The 20,071-nt window shown below is 65.5% G+C and carries 17 protein-coding genes and 1 riboswitch; of the genes, 7 read left to right on the top strand and 10 right to left on the bottom strand.

What is annotated here, in order from left to right; translation table 11 throughout:
* The coding region (locus QOD90_RS00470) for an Rv0250c family protein (RefSeq protein ID WP_526345569.1) at positions 1–121 on the bottom strand (121 nt) is incomplete at its 3' end.
* 50 nt (positions 122–171) lie between these two features.
* Positions 172–1,521 carry an OFA family MFS transporter gene (locus QOD90_RS00465; RefSeq protein ID WP_526345565.1) on the bottom strand — a complete coding sequence of 450 codons (1,350 nt, stop codon included), beginning with the start codon at positions 1,519–1,521 and terminating at the stop codon, positions 172–174.
* A gap of 129 nt (positions 1,522–1,650) precedes the next feature.
* Between QOD90_RS00465 and fdhD the strand changes: the two genes are divergently transcribed.
* Positions 1,651–2,532, top strand: coding sequence for a formate dehydrogenase accessory sulfurtransferase FdhD (gene fdhD, locus QOD90_RS00460; RefSeq protein WP_526345563.1), 882 nt, complete (start codon positions 1,651–1,653; stop codon positions 2,530–2,532).
* A 7-nt stretch (positions 2,533–2,539) separates the two neighbouring features.
* Here the strand turns inward: fdhD and QOD90_RS00455 are convergent, their stop codons facing one another.
* Positions 2,540–3,268: a GntR family transcriptional regulator gene (locus tag QOD90_RS00455; protein ID WP_526345561.1), complete on the bottom strand. Its 729-nt coding sequence runs from the start codon at positions 3,266–3,268 to the stop codon at positions 2,540–2,542.
* 183 nt (positions 3,269–3,451) lie between these two features.
* Positions 3,452–4,858 carry an OFA family MFS transporter gene (locus tag QOD90_RS00450; RefSeq protein WP_526345559.1) on the bottom strand — a complete coding sequence of 469 codons (1,407 nt, stop codon included), beginning with the start codon at positions 4,856–4,858 and terminating at the stop codon, positions 3,452–3,454.
* 535 nt (positions 4,859–5,393) lie between these two features.
* Between QOD90_RS00450 and frc the strand changes: the two genes are divergently transcribed.
* The 3 genes from frc to QOD90_RS00435 all read left to right on the top strand — a co-directional run bounded on the left by frc (position 5,394) and on the right by QOD90_RS00435 (position 9,241).
* A complete protein-coding gene (gene frc / locus QOD90_RS00445; RefSeq protein ID WP_526345557.1) occupies positions 5,394–6,668 on the top strand; it encodes a formyl-CoA transferase in 1,275 nt (424 codons plus the stop codon).
* Positions 6,669–6,915: 247 nt separating this feature from the next.
* Complete coding sequence (locus QOD90_RS00440) at positions 6,916–8,304, top strand: OFA family MFS transporter (RefSeq protein ID WP_526345555.1); 1,389 nt, start codon at positions 6,916–6,918, stop codon at positions 8,302–8,304.
* A gap of 163 nt (positions 8,305–8,467) precedes the next feature.
* Positions 8,468–9,241: an IclR family transcriptional regulator gene (locus tag QOD90_RS00435; RefSeq protein ID WP_526345553.1), complete on the top strand. Its 774-nt coding sequence runs from the start codon at positions 8,468–8,470 to the stop codon at positions 9,239–9,241.
* 26 nt (positions 9,242–9,267) lie between these two features.
* Here the strand turns inward: QOD90_RS00435 and gcl are convergent, their stop codons facing one another.
* The 3 genes from gcl to QOD90_RS00420 are packed head-to-tail and all read right to left on the bottom strand — an operon-like array spanning position 9,268 to position 12,805.
* Positions 9,268–11,061: a glyoxylate carboligase gene (gene gcl / locus QOD90_RS00430; protein WP_526345551.1), complete on the bottom strand. Its 1,794-nt coding sequence runs from the start codon at positions 11,059–11,061 to the stop codon at positions 9,268–9,270.
* Positions 11,058–11,951: a 2-hydroxy-3-oxopropionate reductase gene (locus tag QOD90_RS00425; protein ID WP_526345549.1), complete on the bottom strand. Its 894-nt coding sequence runs from the start codon at positions 11,949–11,951 to the stop codon at positions 11,058–11,060. Before QOD90_RS00425 ends, gcl begins: the two co-directional genes overlap by 4 nt.
* Complete coding sequence (locus QOD90_RS00420) at positions 11,948–12,805, bottom strand: hydroxypyruvate isomerase family protein (protein ID WP_526345547.1); 858 nt, start codon at positions 12,803–12,805, stop codon at positions 11,948–11,950. Before QOD90_RS00420 ends, QOD90_RS00425 begins: the two co-directional genes overlap by 4 nt.
* 285 nt (positions 12,806–13,090) lie before the next feature.
* Here QOD90_RS00420 and QOD90_RS00415 point away from each other — a divergent pair, with 285 nt between their 5' ends.
* Together QOD90_RS00415 and QOD90_RS00410 are read left to right on the top strand one after the other, a co-directional pair.
* Entirely contained in the window at positions 13,091–14,296 is a 1,206-nt protein-coding gene (locus QOD90_RS00415) for a glycerate kinase (protein WP_526345545.1), read from the top strand.
* Between the two features lie 67 nt (positions 14,297–14,363).
* Positions 14,364–15,293, top strand: coding sequence for a histone deacetylase family protein (locus QOD90_RS00410; RefSeq protein ID WP_526345543.1), 930 nt, complete (start codon positions 14,364–14,366; stop codon positions 15,291–15,293).
* A gap of 10 nt (positions 15,294–15,303) precedes the next feature.
* Here the strand turns inward: QOD90_RS00410 and QOD90_RS00405 are convergent, their stop codons facing one another.
* The 3 genes from QOD90_RS00405 to QOD90_RS00395 form a co-directional block, all read right to left on the bottom strand.
* Complete coding sequence (locus QOD90_RS00405; RefSeq protein ID WP_526345541.1) at positions 15,304–15,942, bottom strand: Rv1733c family protein; 639 nt, start codon at positions 15,940–15,942, stop codon at positions 15,304–15,306.
* A 68-nt stretch (positions 15,943–16,010) separates the two neighbouring features.
* Positions 16,011–17,432 carry a purine-cytosine permease family protein gene (locus QOD90_RS00400; RefSeq protein ID WP_526345539.1) on the bottom strand — a complete coding sequence of 474 codons (1,422 nt, stop codon included), beginning with the start codon at positions 17,430–17,432 and terminating at the stop codon, positions 16,011–16,013.
* A riboswitch (TPP riboswitch) is annotated at positions 17,426–17,538 on the bottom strand. (Overlaps the previous gene by 7 nt.)
* A 98-nt stretch (positions 17,539–17,636) precedes the next feature.
* On the bottom strand, positions 17,637–18,605 hold the full coding sequence (locus QOD90_RS00395; protein WP_526345537.1) for a LysR family transcriptional regulator: 969 nt from the start codon (positions 18,603–18,605) through the stop codon (positions 17,637–17,639).
* A 202-nt stretch (positions 18,606–18,807) separates the two neighbouring features.
* Between QOD90_RS00395 and QOD90_RS00390 the strand changes: the two genes are divergently transcribed.
* Positions 18,808–19,968: an NAD-dependent formate dehydrogenase gene (locus QOD90_RS00390; RefSeq protein WP_526345535.1), complete on the top strand. Its 1,161-nt coding sequence runs from the start codon at positions 18,808–18,810 to the stop codon at positions 19,966–19,968.
* Positions 19,969–20,071 lie beyond the last annotated feature (103 nt).

The raw sequence follows: 20,071 nt of genomic DNA, 5'->3' as shown, positions 1-20,071 counted from the left end.
CGTCGTTGATGATTCGGCGCATCGCCGGGGTGTCGCCGTAGGTCGACTCCAGCGAGGCGACGCAGTGCTGCAGGTCGGCGAGAACGTGGTGCAACTCGTCGACGGCGGCCTTCGTGGGCATGGGAACTCCCTTGGGGTGTCTGGGCTGACGGTTGGCGAGCTCGACCCGCATCATCGCGGCAAGCCGACGGTCGGGAGGCCAGGGCGGTGCAACATCCGCGTCATCGCCGCAGCGCACAGGCTGAGGAGGCCGGCGACGAGGAATGGCACCATCAGCCGGTGCGAGGCCACCAACAGCGCGGGCAGGCCGATGCCGATCAGTCCGCCGAACAGTTTGGCGCTGTACACCATTCCGAAGTTGCGTACGGCGCTTGGCTCACCGAAGTAGTCGGCGACCAAGCTCGCGACCAGCGGGTAGAACGCGCCGCCTGCCAATCCGCTCAGCGCGGCGAAGACCACGAATGCCGAAGGCTGGCCGATCGATGCGGAGTAGACGAGTCCTAGCTGGGCGCAGCCCTCGACGAGGAGCGCGGCGCTGAGCGTCTGGCGTCGGCCGTACCGGTCCGAGAGCCGGCCTGCCAGGCTGCGGCCGGTCCCGTTGACCACGGCGAGCAGACCGACTGCCAGAGCGGCGATACCAAGCGAAAAGTCATGGGACAGCGCGACGATCGGAATGTAGACAGCGGCTAGTAGCGAGGCCGCTGCGGCGATGACCAGGATCAGGTACATCACCACGAAGGCGGGTGTACGGACCGCCTCGCCGGGGGAGTACTGCCGTAATGCGGTCACGTTGTTGCGCAGGCCGCGGTTGAGTTTCTTGTCGATGGCCCACTGCTTGGGGTCGACGTCCGACGGCCACCAGCCCGCTGGCGGGTCCCGCAAGAGTGCGCCGAACTGGGCCACGACGACGAGGATGATGACCCCCACCGCAGTGAAGAGTCCCGTGCGGTTGGCCGGGGTGAGGGCGGCGGCGAAGGCCACGATGAAGGGGACGGCACCGCAACCGATCGCTCCGGTGACGAGGCCGACCCGGGCGGCACGCTTCTCCGGGTACCACTTCGCGACGGTGGCAGTGCAGGTGGCGTAGACGATGCCTGCGCCGGTGCCGGACAACACGGAGTAGCCGAGCACCGCGAGCACCAGGTTGTCGGTGTGGGCCAGGGTCAAGGGTCCGGCGGCACACAGCAGTGCGCCGACCGGAACGGCGCGCGCTGGGGTCAGGGCGAAGCGGTGGCTAAGCACGGCAGTGGGAGCGGCAGCGCCGGCCTGGAACACTACCCACAACGCGAGGATCCACAGGGCGCCGGTCAGGCTCTTTCCGCTGGTGACGTGCAGTGCCGTCAAAGCGACCCCGTAGCCGTACTGCAGCACCCCGATGCCGGCCATGGCGATCCAGCAGAACAACAGCATCCACGTCCGCGAGCAGCCGATGAGGTCGTGCGGCCGCTCGCCGACTCGGTACGAGCGCCCGCGAAGATCGCGGACTTCGACGACGTCGACTGGGGAATCGATGCGAACCATGTACGTTCTCCAAACTGCATACAGTATGCAATGATCGTAACGTGATGTGGGTCACGTGTCCATAGCTCGCCCCGATTGCTGGGGCACGCCAGTCGATCGAGTACGACAGACAACTAGGGAGTTACCGACATGGGACGCGTGACGAGCACATACCGAATTCTGCGGATGACCGACGGGGTGGGATCGGCACGCCCGGACACCCTTGCCGCAGAGGAGCCCCTGGAGATTAGGGTGGCGGGCCGTCCGCTGACGGTGACGATGCGCACTCCGGGTGACGATTTCGACCTGGCCCAGGGCTTTCTCGTCAGTGAGGGCGTGGTCTCTGCCGCGTCGGACGTTACGGCGATCCGCTACTGCGCAGGAGCGACCGCCGACGGCGCCAACACCTACAACGTGCTCGACGTGCACCTCGCGGCCGGGATCGCTGCCCCCGACGCCTCGCTGGAGCGCAATTTCTACACGACGTCGTCGTGCGGAGTATGCGGAAAGGCCAGCCTCGACGCCGTGCGCACCGTGAGCCGCTGGTCCGTCGACCGTGATTCAGTGCGGCTGAGCGCCGCCACCATCGTCACCCTGCCGGACAAGCTCAGGGCCGCCCAGCGGGTCTTCGACCGGACCGGGGGTTTGCACGCGGCCGCCCTGTTCGACGCCCGCGGTGAGCTGCAGTGCGTGCGGGAGGACGTCGGCCGCCACAACGCGGTCGACAAGGTGGTCGGGTGGGCACTCGCTGACGGACGCCTGCCGCTGACCGGAATGACGCTGATGGTCAGCGGCCGGGCCTCCTTCGAGCTGGTGCAGAAGGCGGTGATGGCGGGGATACCGGCCCTGGCGGCAGTGTCGGCTCCCTCGTCACTGGCCGTGGATCTTGCCAAGGAGATGGGTCTGACGTTGATCGGCTTCCTACGCGGCACCTCGATGAACGTCTATTCGGCACCCGAACGGATCCGTACCGGACCGGAAGGGCTCGACGGGATCCCGGCCCGTCACACCGAAGAGCGTTCAGCTGGGTGAGCGGACGTCATTCTCGCTCGGTCTTGGCCAGCCGCTCTTCGTGGTAAACCTGGCGCGTCCGCTCAGTGTGCCGATTCATGATGTCGGTCGCCCGCTTGACGTCCTTGGCGGCGATCGCGGTGATCAACTCCGCGTGCTCACTCCAGGCGTCCTGCCCGCGGGGTTGTGCGATGGGTAGGTAGTACCAGCGCCACTTACGTTCGACGAGACCGATGTGTTCGGCGAGTACCTGGTTGCCCGCGAGGGCGGTGATCGCCGCGTGCAGAGCGGCGTTGGCCGACACCAGGCCCTCGGAATCGTTGTCGGCCAGGGCATTCAACCCGTCCTGCTGCAGCTCCCAGAGCCGGTTCACGTCCTCCGGGGTGGCGTGTTCGGCGGCAAGGCCGGCCGAATGTGTTTCCAGGATCGACCGTACCCCGAGAAGCTGGTCCACTTCCTCTTCGGACGGGATGTGCACGAAGGCGCCCTGCCCGGGACGGAGCTCGATCCAACCGTCGGTTTGTAAGCGCTGCAAGGCTTCTCGCACCGGTTGGCGACTGACGCCGAGATAATCCGCCAGCTCGGCCTCGACGACGTGCCTGCCCCGTTGCAGGGTGCCATGCACGATCAGTTCGACGATCGCGTCGTAGACGGCCTGACGCAGGGGAGCGGGACGCAGCACCCGGGGTGCTGCGTCGGCCAGCACGCTGGGTCGTGCGGCCTGCTTGCGTCTGCCGGACGGGTAGGGATGTGACATGGACAGCCGCTCCTTAGCCTTCGTTTGCGCATTCTCAGGGTACAGGTTTTCGTATGCAATGAACCGATGCGGCCGCGGTGTTGCGATCGGTCGAAAAACGGGCAACCCGGATGCGGGAGCGGTCCAGGAAGGGACCGCTCCCGCACCCGGGGCGTTGATTCATTGTTCGCGAGCCCACCGGGCCTAGTCGAGCGCCAGCGATGCGGCCTCCTCGTTCTGACGTCCCTGGTTCTCGTCGGTGACCGACCTCCGCTGCTGCGACTCAGGCAGTTTGGGCTGGCGAAGCAGCAGCGTGATGAAGGCGCAGACGATGCCGACCGAACCGGCGATCATAAATGCCGCGCCGTACCCCCAGGTGCTCACCACGACCGACCCCAGTCCGGCGCCAACCAGGCCGGAGATGACCTTCGAGCTGTACACCAAGCCATAGTTGGTCGCGTTGTTGTTCTCCCCGAAGTAGTCGGCGGTCATCGCCGCGAAGAGCGGGAAGATGGCGCCTCCGCCGAAGCCGGAGACCATCGAAGCCAACAGGAACAGCGGCATATTGCCGATCGAGCCCGAGAGGTACACCGCGAACTGGGCCACGCCGAGCACCAGGCAGACGATGACGAGCGTTTCCCGGCGCCCGAAGCGGTCGGAGATCCACCCGATCACGCCGCGCCCGGTGCCGTTGATGGTGGCCTTGAGGCTCATCGCCAAGGCCACGATGCCGCCGGCGAAACCCATCTCCTTGCCGAACGGCACCTGCATGGCGATGCCGAAGATGTTGATGCCTGCGGTGCAGAGCAGGACGAACCACATCATGGGCAGGATGCCGGTCTTGATCGCCTCTACCGGCGTGTACTGCTTCTTCGCCGGGGGATTCTTCCGTAACGCCCTGGCGATCCTTGGGTCGGTGCTGGCGCCGAGCGGATCGACGTGCGCGGGCCACCAGTTCTTCGGCGGGTCCTTGAAGAAGAAGCCGCTCACGGCTACCAACGCGGCCAGAAAGATGCCGACCGCGAACAGGATTCCCTGGTAGTTGCCGACGTCCAGATAGGAGGTGAAGATGAAGATGAATGGCACCGATCCGTAGGCGAACCCGCCGTTGACGAAACCGGTTTTGCCGCCCTTGCGTTCCGGATACCACTTGCCCACCATGTTCACGCAGGTGGCGTAGACGAAGCCGGCAGCGGTGCCCCCGAAGAAGCCGAAGCCCAGATACGCCCAGAACACATTGGGCGCGTACGCCAGTGACACGTAGCCCAGCAACGATCCCACCGCGCCGAGCATCATCGCCGAACGTGCCGACAACCTGCCGCTTTCCCGAAGTCGGCCGGCCGGGAATGCCACTGCCGCTTGGAAGAAGACCCATACGCCCAACAGCCAGAAGATGTGGGCACCATGCCAGCCGTGCGCGTCGGACAGGGTGTCCTCCGCAGAGGTGAACGCGTACTCCGACGAGCTGATCGCCATCATCGAGATCCAGGGCAACCAGACCATCCAGACGCGGGACCGACCGAGGATGTCCCTGTCTGTCTCGCCGATCCGGTACACCCTGCCGTTGTCGTCTGTGACCTCACGGAACGTCGGTTGAGCTGTCGCATTCATGCTGGCTGTTCCCCCTGCTTCCGCGGCCGCCGGTTGGGCGGACTGGTTGCCGCCCGTGCCCACTTCTCGTTGGATATTGCATACAGATCCATGTGTTGCGCCAATCACTTGTGGGGATGGTTAGTGACCACGATCACAGCCGAACGTATACTACATACAATCCTGGACGCAAGCACGAGATTGCCTGGGAATCTACTGGAGATCCTCGCGGGCCCCTTCCTGGCACTGGCGTTGCGGCGGCGATCTGGAGGCTCGCCAGCGGCCAAACATGTTGTTGGATAAGCATATTCGCAGTTGGTGGGAATCAAAGCGGCTGATGCGGGTCGGCGTGGCCGCAGTGTCGGGAGCGTGAGTCGGTGGGGACCGGGGCAGGCGCCGCCCATCGAAGCTGCCCAAAAGCTGGACAAAGAGTTGTTAGGTGGGACACACTCCTTGTTGAACGCATACGGTATGCAATTTCTGTTGATTGCGCGTACGTCTGCATCGGGCACCTTGGTCCCCAGGCACGAGCCGAGGCGAGTAGAGGAGAAGTCACATGGTTGAGATCCCAGCCGCCGCGAAAGGCAACCCGAATGCAAGCGTGGGCAAGGCGTTGTCGGGGGTTCGGGTCCTCGATATGACACATGTCCAGTCGGGTCCTTCGGCTACTCAGCTGTTGGCTTGGCTCGGCGCCGACGTCATCAAGCTGGAGGCGCCGAAGGGTGGTGACGTCACCCGCAGCCAGCTGCGCGACGTCCCCGGCGCCGACAGCCTCTACTTCACGATGCTCAACTGCAACAAGCGCAGCATCACCGTCAACATGAAGAGCGACGCGGGTAGACAGATCTTCACCGACCTGGTGTCGCAGGTGGACATCCTGGCCGAGAACTTCGGACCTGGGGTGGTGGACCGTTTCGGTTTCACCTGGGAGCGGCTGCACGAGATCAACCCGCGGTTGATCTACGCCTCCATCAAGGGATTCGGTCCAGGCAAGTTCTTCAACTTCAAGGCCTACGAGGTCATCGCGCAGGCGATGGGCGGGTCAATGGCCACCACCGGGTTCGAGCACGGTCCGCCGACCGCGACCGGCGCCCAGATCGGCGACTCGGGTACCGGCATCCACCTGGTCACCGGGATCCTGGCCGCGCTCTACCAGCGCACCAACACCGGCCGCGGCCAACGCGTCGAGGTATCCATGCAGGACGCCGTGCTCAACCTGTGCCGGGTGAAGCTGCGTGACCAACAACGGCTGACGCATGGTCCGCTCGACGAGTACCCCAACGAGCGCTTCACCGACGAGGTCCCTCGATCGGGCAACGCCTCCGGTGGCGGCCAGCCCGGGTGGGCCGTCCGGACAGCTGGTGGTGGCCCCAACGACTACATCTACGTGATCGTCCAACCCCAGGTGTGGGCGTCGCTGGCGAACCTGATCGGGCGGCCTGAACTCGCCGACCATCCTGACTGGGCCCGGCCTGAAGACCGGCTTCCCAAGCTGGACAAAGTCTTTGCGCTGATCGAAGACTGGACCGAGAAGCACACGAAGTGGGAAGCATTGGACGTGCTGAACGCGTTGAACGTGCCCTGCGGCCCGGTGCTCAGCACCAAGGAGCTGATCGAGGACGAAACGCTGGCCGAACTCGGCTCGATCGTCACTGTCGATCATCCCGAACGGGGTGCGTTCAAGACCGTCGGCTCTCCGCTGCGGTTGTCGGACTCCCCGGTGGAGATCGTCCGCTCACCGATGCTCGGCGAGCACACCGACACGATCTGTGCCGAGCTTGGCTATTCGCCGGAACAACTGGAGCAGTTCAGGCGTGCCGGAGCCATCTGAAGAGCAGGAGCCGGGCATCGGCGGCCGGCTCACTCACCGCAGCGGGGCATGGCCCGACGACGAAAGGGCGAGAACGTCATGAGGTAAGCCGTGGGTTTGTGTCTTTGGCGTGCGAGCGCTCGTTCGTCTGCGCGGGGCGCTACTCCCCGGCAGTGCATCAAATTACTCGACTGTCTGTCGCGAAAACCTGGCGCGAGAGGCCATCGAGGCGCCAGCCTGTAAACCATCGCCAGAAAGAGAATGAACGATGTCCCCAACACTCGCAAGTCATCGCGAGATCACTGACGCGAACAATCGCGTCTACCGCGTCGGAGAAACCGACCACGAACTGCTCGGCCGGTCCCGGGTGTGGATGGTCTGGCTGCCGTGGGCCGCCATGATGGCGGTCAGCGTCTATGAATACGGCTACGGCGCCGCCCAAGCTTCGGTCCGGGAAGCCCACGGCTGGACCATGTCCGAGACCTTCTGGCTGCTGTCCATCTGGGCCTTCTTCCAGGCCCTGATCGCCTATCCGGCAGGAAGATTACGCGAGAAGGGAGTCGTCTCGGCAAAGGTCGCCATGCTGGCCGGCGCAGTGCTCTCGGCGGTCGGCTTCATGAGCCTCACCCAGGACAGCATCGTCCTTGCCTACCTCGGCTTCGCCCTCTGTGGCGGTGTGGGTGCCGGCCTGGTGTATGCGACCTGCATCAACATCGTCGGTAAGTGGTACCCGGAACGGCGAGGCGGCAAGACCGGCTTCGTCAACGGCGGATTCGCCTACGGCGCCGTGCCCTTCATCTTCATCTTCAGCTACGCCCTGCATCCGAGCACCTACGTATGGGTTCTCGACCTCGTCGGGGTGTACATGCTCATCGTGGTCGCCACCTGCGGAATGTTCTTCAGGGACCCGCCGAAGAACTGGTGGCCGGCCGACGTGGACCCGCTGGAGTGGGCGAGCAGCAAGAGCGGTTCACAGAGCTTGCGGAAGAATCCCCCTGCTGTCCGGCAGTACACCCCGAGGGAGGCGATCAAGACCGGCATGCTGCCGCTGATGTGGCTCTCGCTCGGGATCAGCGCCGGCGTCTCGTTGTTCGGCATCAGCTACATGGTCCCCTTCGCCAAGGAACTCGGTTTCGGCCCATTGATCGCGGCGTCGTCCGCTGGCGTGCTGTCGATCGTCAACGGCACCGGTCGTACCTTGACGGGCTGGATATCCGACCGGCTGGGTCGCAAGCAGACCCTGCTCATCGTGCTGCTGGTGTCGGCGGTGGCGCTGGTCGGTCTGCTCTATGCAGGCAAGGCGCACAACGAGATCGCGTTCCTGTGCTTCGCGTTCCTGGTGGGATTCGGTGGCGGTGCCTTCTACCCGATGTTCGCCTCGCTCACCCCGGACTACTTCGGCGAGAACTACAACGCAAGCAACTACGGGCTCATCTACAGTTCCAAGCTTCTCGGCTCGGTGGTGGGCATTGGTGTCGGTGCCAGTGTGATCGAAGCCTGGGGCTACGGCGGCGCCTATTGGCTGGCGGCTACGAGTGCGCTGGCCTCCGCCGGTCTCGCGCTGTTCCTGCGGCAGCCCGGTCGTAGCGAAGCAGCCGCCGTCGCGCCGAGCACGACGACGGCCTCCACGACGGTGGCGGTCTCGGCTTCTGACTGACCGAAGCCGACTGCGTCGCCGAGCGGCCGAGGGGATCACCGGGCGGGTGGTCCCCTCGGTCGCGTCATTGGCTTTCGGGGTGAATATACTTCGCGATACGAAACCAGCCTGTCACTAAGCGGAATGACCGATGGGCCCGAGCCGGGGGATGGGAGGGCGTGCCATGGCGGACGCGGACTCGCCGGGCAAGGGTGGCGTTCAATCGGTCGAACGCGCCTTCCAACTTCTCGAGATCATGGCCAGCGCGGGCCCGTCGATCGCGTTCGGAGACTTGGCGGCTCGTGCGGAGCTCCCCCAACCGACGATCCACCGCCTGGTGCGGACCCTGCTCAACCTGGGCTACGTCCGACAACTCCCCAACCGGCACTATGCCCTTGGCCCCAAGTTGATTCGAATTGGTGAGAGTGCGGCGCGACTGATCGGGACGTGGTCGCGCCCGCATTTGGCCGGACTGGTGGAGCGCACGGGCGAGAGCGCGAACATGGCGATCATGGACAGCGACATGGCCGTTTACGTGGCCCAGGTGCCATCACCGCACTCCATGCGGATGTTCACCGAGGTTGGGCGGCGCGTGTACCTGCACTCCACCGGAGTTGGTAAGGCGCTGCTGATGCAATTGCCCGACGAGACGATACTCATGCTGCTCGATCGGACCGGGATGCCTGCCTCCAGCGCGAACACCCACCCGACCGCACAATCGCTGATGCGAGACATCGAACTGAGTCGCATCCGCGGCTACGCCATCGACGAGGGCGAGCAGGAGATCGGCGTCCGCTGCTTCGCAGTACCGGTACCGGACGCGCCGACGCTGACGGCGATCTCGGTTTCCGGACCGGAGTCGCGCCTGACGCTGAAGTCGGAGACGAAGGTGACCCCACTGCTCAAGCAGGTGGCGCGAGACCTGGCCACGGAATTCGAAAGGGAGGCGACTCGTTAGCCGCCTCCCTTCCGAATCACCACTCGCTAGTCCAGTAGTAGAGCGGCGGCCGTTGGTGCATCCCTTAGTGATTCGGCCAGGTCGTTGAATTCGACCACGTTGTCGAGCTCGGTGCCCATCGCGATGTTGGTGACCTTCTCCAGGAAGACCTCGACGACGACCGGCACCTTGTGCTCGTGGGCGAGGCGCTGCGCTCGCTCCAGCGCCGGACCGATGTCGCCAGGCTCGACGACCTGAATGGCCTTGCAGCCCAGACCTTCTGCAACCCGCAGGTGGTCGACGCCGTAGCCCTTGGGCACGTCGGTGTCGGTCTCCTGGGAATTGATGTTGTCGAACGCCAGTGACACGCAGTAGTCCATGTCGAAGCCGCGCTGCGCCTGACGGATCAACCCGAGATAGGAGTTGTTCACCAGCACGTGCACGTAGGGCAGGTTGAACTGTGCGCCGACCGCGAGTTCTTCGATGAGGAACTGGAAGTCGTAGTCGCCGGACAGTCCCACCACGGTGGCGGACGGATCGGCGGTGACCACGCCCAGCGCAGCGGGAATGGTCCAGCCGAGCGGACCGGCCTGACCGCAGTTGATCCAGTTCCGTGGTTTGAACACCTGCAGGAACTGACCTCCGGCGATCTGGGAGAGGCCGATCGACGTGACGTAGCGCGCGTCGCGGCCGAAGACGCGGTTCATCTCCTCGTAGACCCGCTGTGGCTTGATCGGGACGTCGTCGAAGTGGGTCTTGCGGTGCATCGTCCGCTTGCGCTCCTGGCACTCCTCGACCCAGGTGCTCCACTCCCTGAGCGTGCCTGCGGCCTGCCGCTCTCTGGCTGCCGCCACCAAGTGCTCGAGCGCGGCCTTGGCGTCCGAAACTATGCCGAGGTCGGGCGCGAAGACACGGCCGATCTGGGTGGGCTCGATGTCGACGTGAACGAAACGCTTTCCCTTTCGGTAGGTGTCGAGCCCACCGGTGTGTCGGTTGGCCCACCGATTGCCGATTCCCAGCACGAAGTCCGAGGCGAGCATGGTGGCGTTGCCGTAGCGGTGGGCGGTCTGCAGGCCGGCCATGCCGGCCGCCAGCCGGTGATCGTCGGGAATCGTGCCCCACCCCATCAGGGTGGGGACCACGGGGATGTCGAGCGTCTCGGCGAGTTCGACCAGCAGCTCGCTGGCATCGGCGTTGATGATGCCTCCGCCCGCGACGATGAGCGGTCGTTCCGCCGTCATCATCATGTCGAGGGCGAGCTCCGCCTGGCTGCGCGTCGCTGCCGGTTTGTACACCGGCAGCGGGTGATAGGCCTCGGGGTCGAATTCGATCTCGGCGAGCTGGACGTCGATGGGCAGATCGATGAGGACCGGACCAGGGCGACCGGAGCGCATCAGGTGGAATGCCTTGGCGAACGCGCCGGGCACCTGACCTGGTTCCATGACGGTCATCGCCATCTTCGTCACCGGCGCGGCGATGGCGCTGATGTCGACGGCTTGAAAGTCCTCCTTGTGCAGCCTGCTCACCGGCGCCTGGCCGGTGATCGCGAGGATGGGGATGGAATCCGCCGAGGCGGAGTACAACCCGGTGATCATGTCGGTACCTGCGGGTCCGGACGTGCCGATGCAGATGCCGATGTTTCCGGCCGCCGCACGCGTGTAACCCTCGGCCATGTGGCTTGCGCCTTCGACGTGTCTGGCCAGGACGTGCTTGATCCCGCCGTGGGCGCGCATGGCCGAGTAGAACGGGTTGATCGCCGCCCCCGGCAAGCCGAAGGCCTGTGTGGCGCCTTCGATCTCGAGAATCTTGACGGCCGCGTCGACCGTGCGCATGCGGGTCACTTCGCCGCCTCGCTGCTCGTGCCGGACAGCCGCTCGACGCCGAGGAGCAGGCCGGAGTGATCCAAGCCGCCCTCGCCATTGGCGATCGCCGAGGCCATCAGCTGGGCGACGACGGCACCGAGCGGGATGACGACGCCGGCCTCGCGCGCCGCCGAGGTGACGATGCCCATGTCCTTGTGGTGCAGGGCGATCCGGAATCCAGGATCGAAGTTGCGGGACAGCATCTTCGGCGCCTTCTGGTTCAGCACCGCCGACCCGGCCAGTCCACCGCCGAGCACCTCGACGGCGGCGTCGATGTCCACGCCGTAGGCGCGGAGGAAGGTGATGGCCTCGGCAAGCAGCTCGATGTTGCCTGCCACGATCAGCTGGTTCGCGGCCTTGACGGTCTGGCCGGACCCACTGGGGCCGACGTGGGCGATGGTCTTGCCGACGACGTCCAGAATCGGCTTGGCCGCGGCGAAGTCCGCGTCGGTGCCGCCCACCATGATGGACAGGGTGGCGTTGACGGCGCCGGGTTCGCCGCCGGACACGGGCGCATCGATGATGCGCAGACCGCGTTCGGTCGCGGCCCGCGCCAGTTCTGCGGTGATGTCGGGCCGGATCGAGGAGAAGTCGATTATCAGGGTGCCGGGTTGGGCATTGGCGAAGACCCCGGCTTCCGGGAGCAGCACGGCTTGGACGTCGGGGGAGTCGGGGACCATGACCGCGACGACGTCGGCGTTCTTCACGGTCTGCTCGATCGAGTCGGCCGCTGCCCCGCCCGCCTCGACCAACGCATGGATCCGTTCCTCAGAACGGTCGTATCCGATGACGGTGTAACCGGCCGTCACCAGGTGGCGGGCCATCGGGCCGCCCATGATGCCCAGTCCGATGAATCCGATGGTGCTCATGAGATCCTCGTTTCTTGTTGCTGCCGAAGGGTTTCGATGTTCACTGCGTTGGCGCTGCGCTCGTCGCGTGGGAGCCAGTCGAAGGTGTCCGGACGCGTGGCCTTGTACTCGAGACCGATGTAGCCGGTGTATCCGCTGTCGGAGAGTTCTTGGAACTGATCTGCCAGTGCCAACTCACCGGTGCCCGGTTCGCCGCGGCCGGGTGCATCGGCGATCTGTACATGCCCGATCCTGCTGCCGTAGTCGCGAATGACGGCGGAGGTGTCGTCGCCATTGGTCTGGAGGTGATATAGGTCGGCGAGTAGTCGCAGGTTCGTGGTGGCGTCCTGGGCGTACACCCGGTCGATGACACGAATGGCGTCCGCGGCGGTCTTGAGCGGATAGTCGGGCGCACCGCTGACCGGTTCCACCAGTACCGTCGCGCCGATGCGGTCGGCCGCGGCCGCGGCGTAGGCGAGGTTGTCCGCGGCCACGTGATCCTGGGCGGCGGGCGTGAAGTCCGTGTCGCGGTTGCCGTACAGGGCGTTGAAGGCCCGGGTGCCAAGGGTGTCGGCGATGTCGACGGCAACGGCGACGTTGTCGCGGAATGCCGTTATCAGTGCGGGATTCGACAGGATCCCGCGGTCACCTGCCGGCATGTCCCCGGCCGCGAAGTTGAGACCGGTCAACCGCACGCCGGCGTCCTGGATGGCCCGGATGAACGCCGTGACCTCGGCGTCGGACGGCGTCGGGGTCGCGAACGGCCACCAGAACTCGACGGCCTCGAAGCCGGCTTCACGGGCGGCGCGGGGCCGGTCGAGCAGCGGGAGATCCGTCAGCAGAATCGAGCAATTGACGGTGTAGGTGGCCTTCACGACGGCATGCCTCTCGGTTAGATGGCAAAGCGATTGGTAGTTCCGTATTACGGAGTAGAGCTATCAGTTTCAAGAACGAGTGAACGCGCACGACAAGGACTTGTCAAGGGCCGACAGTGCCGATACTGACTGTGAATGGCTTGATAAACACCGTGAATGACCAGCGACTTCGCTGGCGTACGGGCGTGATTCCGGACCGGCTTGTCGACACCTGCGCCTATACTGACAGCGGATTATGAATTCCGTATTGCGGAATTAATTGCCGACTCGCCACGAGGATGTCGCATGACGCTGCAACACCGCACTGAAATGGGACGGCACTTCCGTTCCATGATTGGTCACGTAGTGCTAGCCCCCGACAAGTTCAAGGGATCGCTGACGGCAGGTCAGGCGGCGCAGGCGATGGCGCGCGGCGTGCGGCGCGCAGACCCGGACCTTCGGACCATCGAGTGCCCCGTCGCCGACGGCGGCGACGGCACACTCGACACCGTGGTGGCTGCGGGATTCGAACGGGTGCCCGTCTATGCCACGGGGCCGACCGGTCAACGGGTGCTCACCGCCTACGCCCGCAACGGAGAGACCGCTGTGGTGGAGATGGCCGAAATCTGTGGCTTGCAACGGCTTCCGGGCGCCGTATTAGAACCATTGGGCGCGAACAGCTTTGGCCTTGGCGAGGTCGTCGCGCAGGCGCTGGATCAGGGCTGCCGCGACATCGTCATCGGCGTCGGCGGCAGTGCGAGTACCGATGGCGGAGCCGGTTTCCTCGCTGCCCTCGGCGCGGTCGTGTGCGATGGACAAGGTGGACGCCCCGCTCCCAGTGGGCAGTCGATCGCCGCGTCCATCGGCCTCGACCTGGCTGGCCTTCGCCGCGACATCGCCGCCGCCACCTTCACGATCGCCGCAGACGTCGACAATCCGCTCTACGGCCCACTGGGTGCTGCGCACGTCTACGCGCCGCAGAAGGGAGCTGACCCCGGCCAGGTAGCGGAACTGGACCACGCGCTCCGGACCTGGGCCGACGTCGTGGAACGCACGACGAACACCGCCTTCCGCGACAGCGCCGGGGCGGGCGCCGCGGGGGGAGTCGGCTTCGCGGCGATGTCCGTGCTGGGTGCGCGGATGCGGCCCGGTATCGAGCTGATCCTGGATCTCGTCGATCTCGATCGACGCCTGGCCGGTGCGCGTGCCGTCATCACCGGCGAGGGTTCACTGGACGACCAATCCCTCCGCGGCAAGGCGGCGGTCGGGGTCGCGCGTCGAGCCGCCACCCACGGCATACCGACGTACGCCGTTGCCGGGGTGTCGACACTCCTGCCTGGCGCGGCCCGCGCCGCGGGTATCTCGGGCGTGCACACGCTCAGCGACCTCGAGCCGGACCGTCGACGCTGCATGGAACGCGCCGACGAACTGCTCGCCGAGGCCACCGAGCGGCTGACCAGGGAATCGTTCGACAAAGGACGACTCATGGACCAAGGCATGAACACCGGCTAGCGTTGCATACAGTATTCCGCGTTGGACCCTCGTCCACGAGTTGTCCGAGCTGACAGGAGCCCACGGCTTGCCCACTCTGCTGATACACCACGATGCCTTCGCCAATCACCAGACCTCCGCAGGGCATCCCGAGCGACCCGATCGCTACCGTGCGGTGCAATCAGCCCTCGGCCAGTCCCGGTTCGATGCGCTGGTCCGCGACGAGGCCGAGATCGGTTCCCTCGACGCCACGCGCTACGTCCATACGCAGGACTACGTCGACACCCTGGAAGCCGCCCGACCGGACCAGGGCTACGTCTACCTCGACGGCGGCGACACCATGATGGAGCCTTCGACCTGGGAAGTCGTCCTGCGCGGAGTCGGGGGCACCATCCAGGCAGTCGACAGCGTCCTTGCCGGGAGGGTGCAGAACGCGTTCGTCGCGTGCCGCCCGCCGGGACACCACGCCGAGACCGATCGCGCCATGGGCTTCTGTCTGTTCAACAACATCGGCATCGGTGCCCGCCACGCCCAACTCAAGCACGGACTGACCAGGGTCGCGATCGTCGACTTCGACGTCCACCACGGCAACGGCACACAGGAGATCTTCTATTCGGATCCCAACGTGCTGTACGCCTCCACCCATCAAATGCCGTGGTTCCCCGGAACCGGCGAAGTTCGCGAGACGGGCGTCGGGAACGTCTTCAACACTCCGCTGGCGGCCGGCGATGGAGGTGACGACCTCCGCGCGGCGTTCACGGACCGAATCCTGCCTGCGCTCAATGCCTTTGCACCCGAACTCATCATCGTCTCGGCGGGATTCGACGCCCACGAACGCGATCCGCTCGGCTCCTTGTGCATGATCGCGGGCGACTTCGCCTGGGTGACGCGCGAGTTGATGGTGGCCGCCGAGCGGCACTGCGGTGGCCGTCTGGTGTCGGTTCTCGAAGGCGGCTACGACCTTCAGGGTCTGAAGGAGTCAGTCTCCGCGCACGTCGCCGAGTTGATGCGCGGCTGAGCGCGGTGAATCAGGGCTTTGGGGCGGCGGATCCGCCGCCATCTTCGACGAGTTCGCGCAACTCGCGGTCCCAGTTACGGCCGCGGGAGCGACCGAGCACCGTTCGGAGCGTGGCCAGAGCCACGCCGATAAAGGCTGCGAACACCAGCCACAGGAGCGCCACGGCGCCGATCGCGTCGATGTGCGCGTCGGTGTCGGTCTGCGGAGGCGTGGTCACCTTGCCGGCGTCGTTGAGCCAGATACGCACCGGCTGCCCGGCCTTCACCGGCTGCTCGACGTTCGACACGTCGTCGTGTGTCACGTTGTTGGCGGTCCAGCGCACGTGCACCAGGAACGACGTGGAGGTCGACTCGACCTGGGTCGGATCGGCGGTGCTGGCAGCGAGCGCGACGGCTTCGACAGGATGACGAGCGGCGGTCTCGGCGGCGATGGTTTGCGCCCTCGCGGCGTAGCCCACGTGGCCGACGGCCGTGGCGGGGAACGCGGCGCCGATGATGGCGACCAACCCGACGATCAGGGCCCACGCTTCTACCCGGTCTGCCCCGCGGACCAGCGGACGACGGCTAAATGCACACGCCACCCACCACCGGATGGGGTTCATGGTCGCCGACGACGGCCTGGTGCCGTGGTCCGCGGCGTTCGCGTGCATGGACCAATTTTCCCGCACGAGTCCCCGTCGCCGCTAGTCCGCGCGGCGCGAGATCTCTCACATAGGTGTTACGTCACATTTCCGCCTTCGCGGTCACCCTCGCGCACTCGTGCCGCCGGGGTGATTCGTGATCGTCGATCAGCCAACCGAGACGTGCCACCGACTACCAGGGTCAGGACGGCAGCGACCGCGAAGGAGAAGATCGAGGCGCTCATCCACGGGCGGGCGATGAAGCCGATTGCCTGCGCCAGTTCACCCCAAGCTGCCGCCCACCAACCAACTTGGCCCGGATAGATCAGCTGGTAAGTCACGAAGCCCAGCCCCCACGGTGCCAACATCAGCCACCGCGATGGCGAATTCAGGGTCAAATCCCATCCGCGCCTCCCCGAGAAGCAGAAGTAGTCCACCGCGAGTACCGCGAACAAGGGCACGAACACCGAGCCGATCAACGACAGGAAGCTGGCGTACCCGTAGATGTTCACCGCGAGTGCGAGCAGGGTGATGAGTACGCCCACCGTGACGGCGATGGGCCGACGGTCCCAGCGGGGTCGCACGTTCTGCGTCGACACCGTGGCCGAATAGACGTTGGCGAACGACTGGTCCATTTCCCGAATGGCGAGTATCGCGAACGCCAGCCCGCCGAGGGGAACGGCGATGAACGCGCCGAAGATGTGATCCCCGTCCACGGCAACGGTGACGAGGGCCAACAGGCCAAGGGCGTAACAGGCGATCTGAGTCAGACCGTAACCGAGGAATGCACCGGTAAACGCGGCCGCCGAACTACGAGAATGCCTGGCGTAGTCAGCGGCCATCGGCACCCAGGACACGGCCACCGCGACCGTGGTGTCGACCCCGATGCTGAAACCCGACCACGTCCCTTCCGTCAGCGGTGGAAGGGGTCGGGCCAGCAGTTGAAAGAACAAGTAGGCCAAGGCAATCACCACCGTTACGGTGACGTACCGACGTAACACGCGGACTGCGCCCAGCGGGTAGAGCGAGAGTCCGGTCGTGATGACGCCACCCATGACGACGAAGACCCACTGGGGAACCGCGGGCAGCACGGTGGCCGCGGCTGTGGCGATGGTGACCAACTCGAACGTGCCCCACCCAACCATCTGCACGATGTTGAGCACCGTCGGCAGATAGGAGACCCGCGCACCCAACAAGCCACGCAGCAGCACCATCGCCGGTGCGCCGGTCTGTGCTCCCGGTATCGCCGACGCCGCGATGGCGGCAGCGCCGAGCGTCGTTCCCACGACGGTCGCCAGAAGCGCAGCGATCAGTGACAGGTGCGGAGTGCCAGGGCCGCCGGGCTGGAGAACGACTGCCGCGCCAGTGAATCCGAGCAGGCTGACGCCGAGATTTCCCCACAGGCCCAGCTGGTCGAAGACTCCCAACACCCGGGGTGCGGGCTCGACCAGGGTGGGCGGGACTTCGCCGTCCGAACCGCGATGGCCGGAAGGACGGAGACGGCGTACGACGATCGACATCGGAGCTCACTTCCCTACGCCGGCATTACCCGGTCAGGTTCAGGCGGTCGGTGGCTCCGCAGCCACCCTCTCAGCCCGGTATCTCCGAGCTCCCGCGTTCTAGCCCGACCAATGTAACGCATCCCCGGCGGGCGGCGTCGCAATCGGTTGATACCTCAGGCACACGTTGATACCTCAGGCACACAAGGAATCCGGCGCTCAGGCTCAATGCGCGGTAGACGAATCGACGTCTGCGCACTTTGCGAGGGCCGCTTCCAAGGACAGATCGAGCAGCCCGGTCAGGTCGGCGTCGCGAAGGGATGCGGCAAGGGCATCGGCAATGATCGACGGCGGAGTGCCGTCGGAAAGCACCAGCCCCAATACCGGGCGAGGTCGAATCTCGCGAAGAGGCCGGACGCACATGCCGTCCGGTACACCAAAGGCATGCAACCAGGTATGCGCGACGATACTCGGTAGTTGTCGAGTTGCGACATAAGCGAAGAGCGCGCCGACGTTGTCCGTCTCGATCGAAGGTCTGATTCGCTCTCCGACGGACGCCATCGTCGCGTCCAGGATGCGGCGATTGCGCATTTCGGCGGTCAGCACACACAGGGGCAACTTCGCCGCCGCCTCCCATTCCACTACCTCGCTGGTCGCCGCCGGGTGCGCCCTTTCGACCAACAACAGGTAGCGCTCGCGATACAACTCGATGCGACGGAGACCAGGCGGGGTTTCGTCGTCGAGGTACGTGACACCCGCGTCGAGCTCGAATTCGGCTAGACGCCTTGTGATCTCGCGGGAGGCGAGGGCTTCGATCCGAACTCCGGCCATCGGGTTGTGCACACTGAACCGCTCGGTGATGAGCGGTGTTGCCGGAATCGCGGTCGGCACTGCGCCGATCCGAACCGTCGCGGTGATCCCGCCGTGCATCCGGTCGACGTCAGCGAGCAGTGCATCCCGTTCGGCGAGAATCCGGTGCGCCCAGCGCACTACTCGCGCGCCCTCCTCGGTGAAACCCTCGAAGCGCCTGCCGCGCATCACGATCATCACGCCGAGGTTGGTCTCGAGCTTTCTGATTGCGCCAGAAAGCGACGGTTGGCTGACGTGACAGGACTGCGCCGCGCGACCGAAGTGGCGTTCGCGGGCCAAGGCGACGAGGTACTCGAGCTGACGGACCAGCACCTCACCGTGCACGCGCCGCTCCCTTCGAATACGCGGCCGAACCCGTTGGGTCGCGGCCGTCCTCATTGACGATACCTATCAAGAGATCGAATCTTCCGTCATTGCAACCCCTTGCCGGCGCCGATCCGCGTCGGACACGATTCATGTTGCGCCCCAACTGGATCGCGCCAGGTCGGATGACACCGCCCGGCCCTCGCTGAGCAAAGGAACGATTATGGCCAAAGTAGTGTGCGTCCTGTATGACGATCCGATCGACGGGTACCCAACGCAGTACGCGCGCGACACCCTTCCGAAGCTCGACGGGTATCCGGGCGGTCAGACCCTGCCAAGCCCTTCATCGATCGACTTCACGCCAGGGACGTTGTTGGGCAGCGTGTCCGGCGAGCTTGGTCTGAGGAAGTACGTGGAGGGTCTCGGGCACGAACTCGTCGTGACCTCCGACAAGGAGGGACCCAACTCGGAGCTGGATCGCCATCTGGCCGATGCCGAGATCGTGATCTCTCAGCCGTTCTACCCGGCCTACCTGACCAAGGAGCGCATTGAGAACGCGCCCAACCTCAGGTTGGCGCTCACCGCGGGAATCGGCTCCGACCATGTCGATCTCGACGCCGCCATCCAGCATGGCGTGACCGTCGCGGAGGTGACCTACTGCAACAGCATCAGCGTCGCCGAGCACGTCATGATGATGATCCTCGGACTGGTCCGCAACTACCTGCCGTCCAACGAGTGGGTTCGCAAGGGTGGCTGGAACATCGCCGACTGCGTCACACGGTCCTATGACCTCGAGGGCATGGACGTCGGCACTGTGGCGGCTGGGCGGATCGGCCTGGCCGTCTTGCGTCGGCTGGCACCGTTCGGCGTGCGGCTGCACTACACCGACCGGCACCGCCTGTCCGCGGAGGTGGAGACGGAACTCAACCAGACCTACCACCCGACTGCCAGGGACCTGGCGCCGGCGTGCGACGTCGTCACGATCAATGCGCCGCTGCATCCGGAGACGGAGGGGCTGTTCAATGACGAGCTGCTCTCCACGATGCGCCGCGGGGCATACCTGATCAACACCGCGCGGGCGCTGATCTGCGATCGCGACGCCGTCGTCCAGGCGCTGGAGAGCGGTCAGCTCGCCGGTTACGCAGGCGACGTCTGGTACCCGCAGCCTGCCCAGGCCGACCACCCGTGGCGCACCATGCCCCACCACGGCATGACGCCCCACATCTCTGGTACGTCGCTTTCGGCGCAGACCCGCTACGCCGCGGGGACGCGCGAGATCCTCGAGTCGTACTTCAGCGGCTCGCCCATCCGCGACGAGTATCTGATCGTCGACGCCGGCCAGCTCGCCGGGGTGGGCGCGCACTCCTACAGCACTCGCTCATAGGAGGCGCAACTCCAAAGTTGTTATGCACCAGCGCCGTTACGTCGATCGGCTCCGACGTAACGGCGCCGGGTGCGCTGGCCACAACGGAGTTCGTCGCTAACGG

Origin of the sequence: Mycobacterium sp. (assembly GCF_032161845.1) — a bacterium.
Classification (GTDB): domain Bacteria; phylum Actinomycetota; class Actinomycetes; order Mycobacteriales; family Mycobacteriaceae; genus Mycobacterium.
Note: the sequence above shows the minus strand (reverse complement) of the source record. Positions and strands in the feature narration are given on the sequence as shown.

Bases quoted from the DNA above. Each gene is read 5' to 3' on its own strand.
- QOD90_RS00405 (WP_526345541.1), bottom strand. From the start codon at position 15,942: ATGCACGCGAACGCCGCGGACCACGGCACCAGGCCGTCGTCGGCGACC.
- QOD90_RS00415 (WP_526345545.1), top strand. From the start codon at position 13,091: ATGACGCTGCAACACCGCACTGAAATGGGACGGCACTTCCGTTCCATG.
- frc (WP_526345557.1), top strand. From the start codon at position 5,394: ATGGTTGAGATCCCAGCCGCCGCGAAAGGCAACCCGAATGCAAGCGTG.
- QOD90_RS00390 (WP_526345535.1), top strand. From the start codon at position 18,808: ATGGCCAAAGTAGTGTGCGTCCTGTATGACGATCCGATCGACGGGTAC.
- QOD90_RS00425 (WP_526345549.1), bottom strand. From the start codon at position 11,951: ATGAGCACCATCGGATTCATCGGACTGGGCATCATGGGCGGCCCGATG.
- QOD90_RS00465 (WP_526345565.1), bottom strand. From the start codon at position 1,521: ATGGTTCGCATCGATTCCCCAGTCGACGTCGTCGAAGTCCGCGATCTT.
- QOD90_RS00455 (WP_526345561.1), bottom strand. From the start codon at position 3,268: ATGTCACATCCCTACCCGTCCGGCAGACGCAAGCAGGCCGCACGACCC.
- QOD90_RS00400 (WP_526345539.1), bottom strand. From the start codon at position 17,432: ATGTCGATCGTCGTACGCCGTCTCCGTCCTTCCGGCCATCGCGGTTCG.
- QOD90_RS00440 (WP_526345555.1), top strand. From the start codon at position 6,916: ATGTCCCCAACACTCGCAAGTCATCGCGAGATCACTGACGCGAACAAT.
- QOD90_RS00450 (WP_526345559.1), bottom strand. From the start codon at position 4,858: ATGAATGCGACAGCTCAACCGACGTTCCGTGAGGTCACAGACGACAAC.
- fdhD (WP_526345563.1), top strand. From the start codon at position 1,651: ATGGGACGCGTGACGAGCACATACCGAATTCTGCGGATGACCGACGGG.
- QOD90_RS00435 (WP_526345553.1), top strand. From the start codon at position 8,468: ATGGCGGACGCGGACTCGCCGGGCAAGGGTGGCGTTCAATCGGTCGAA.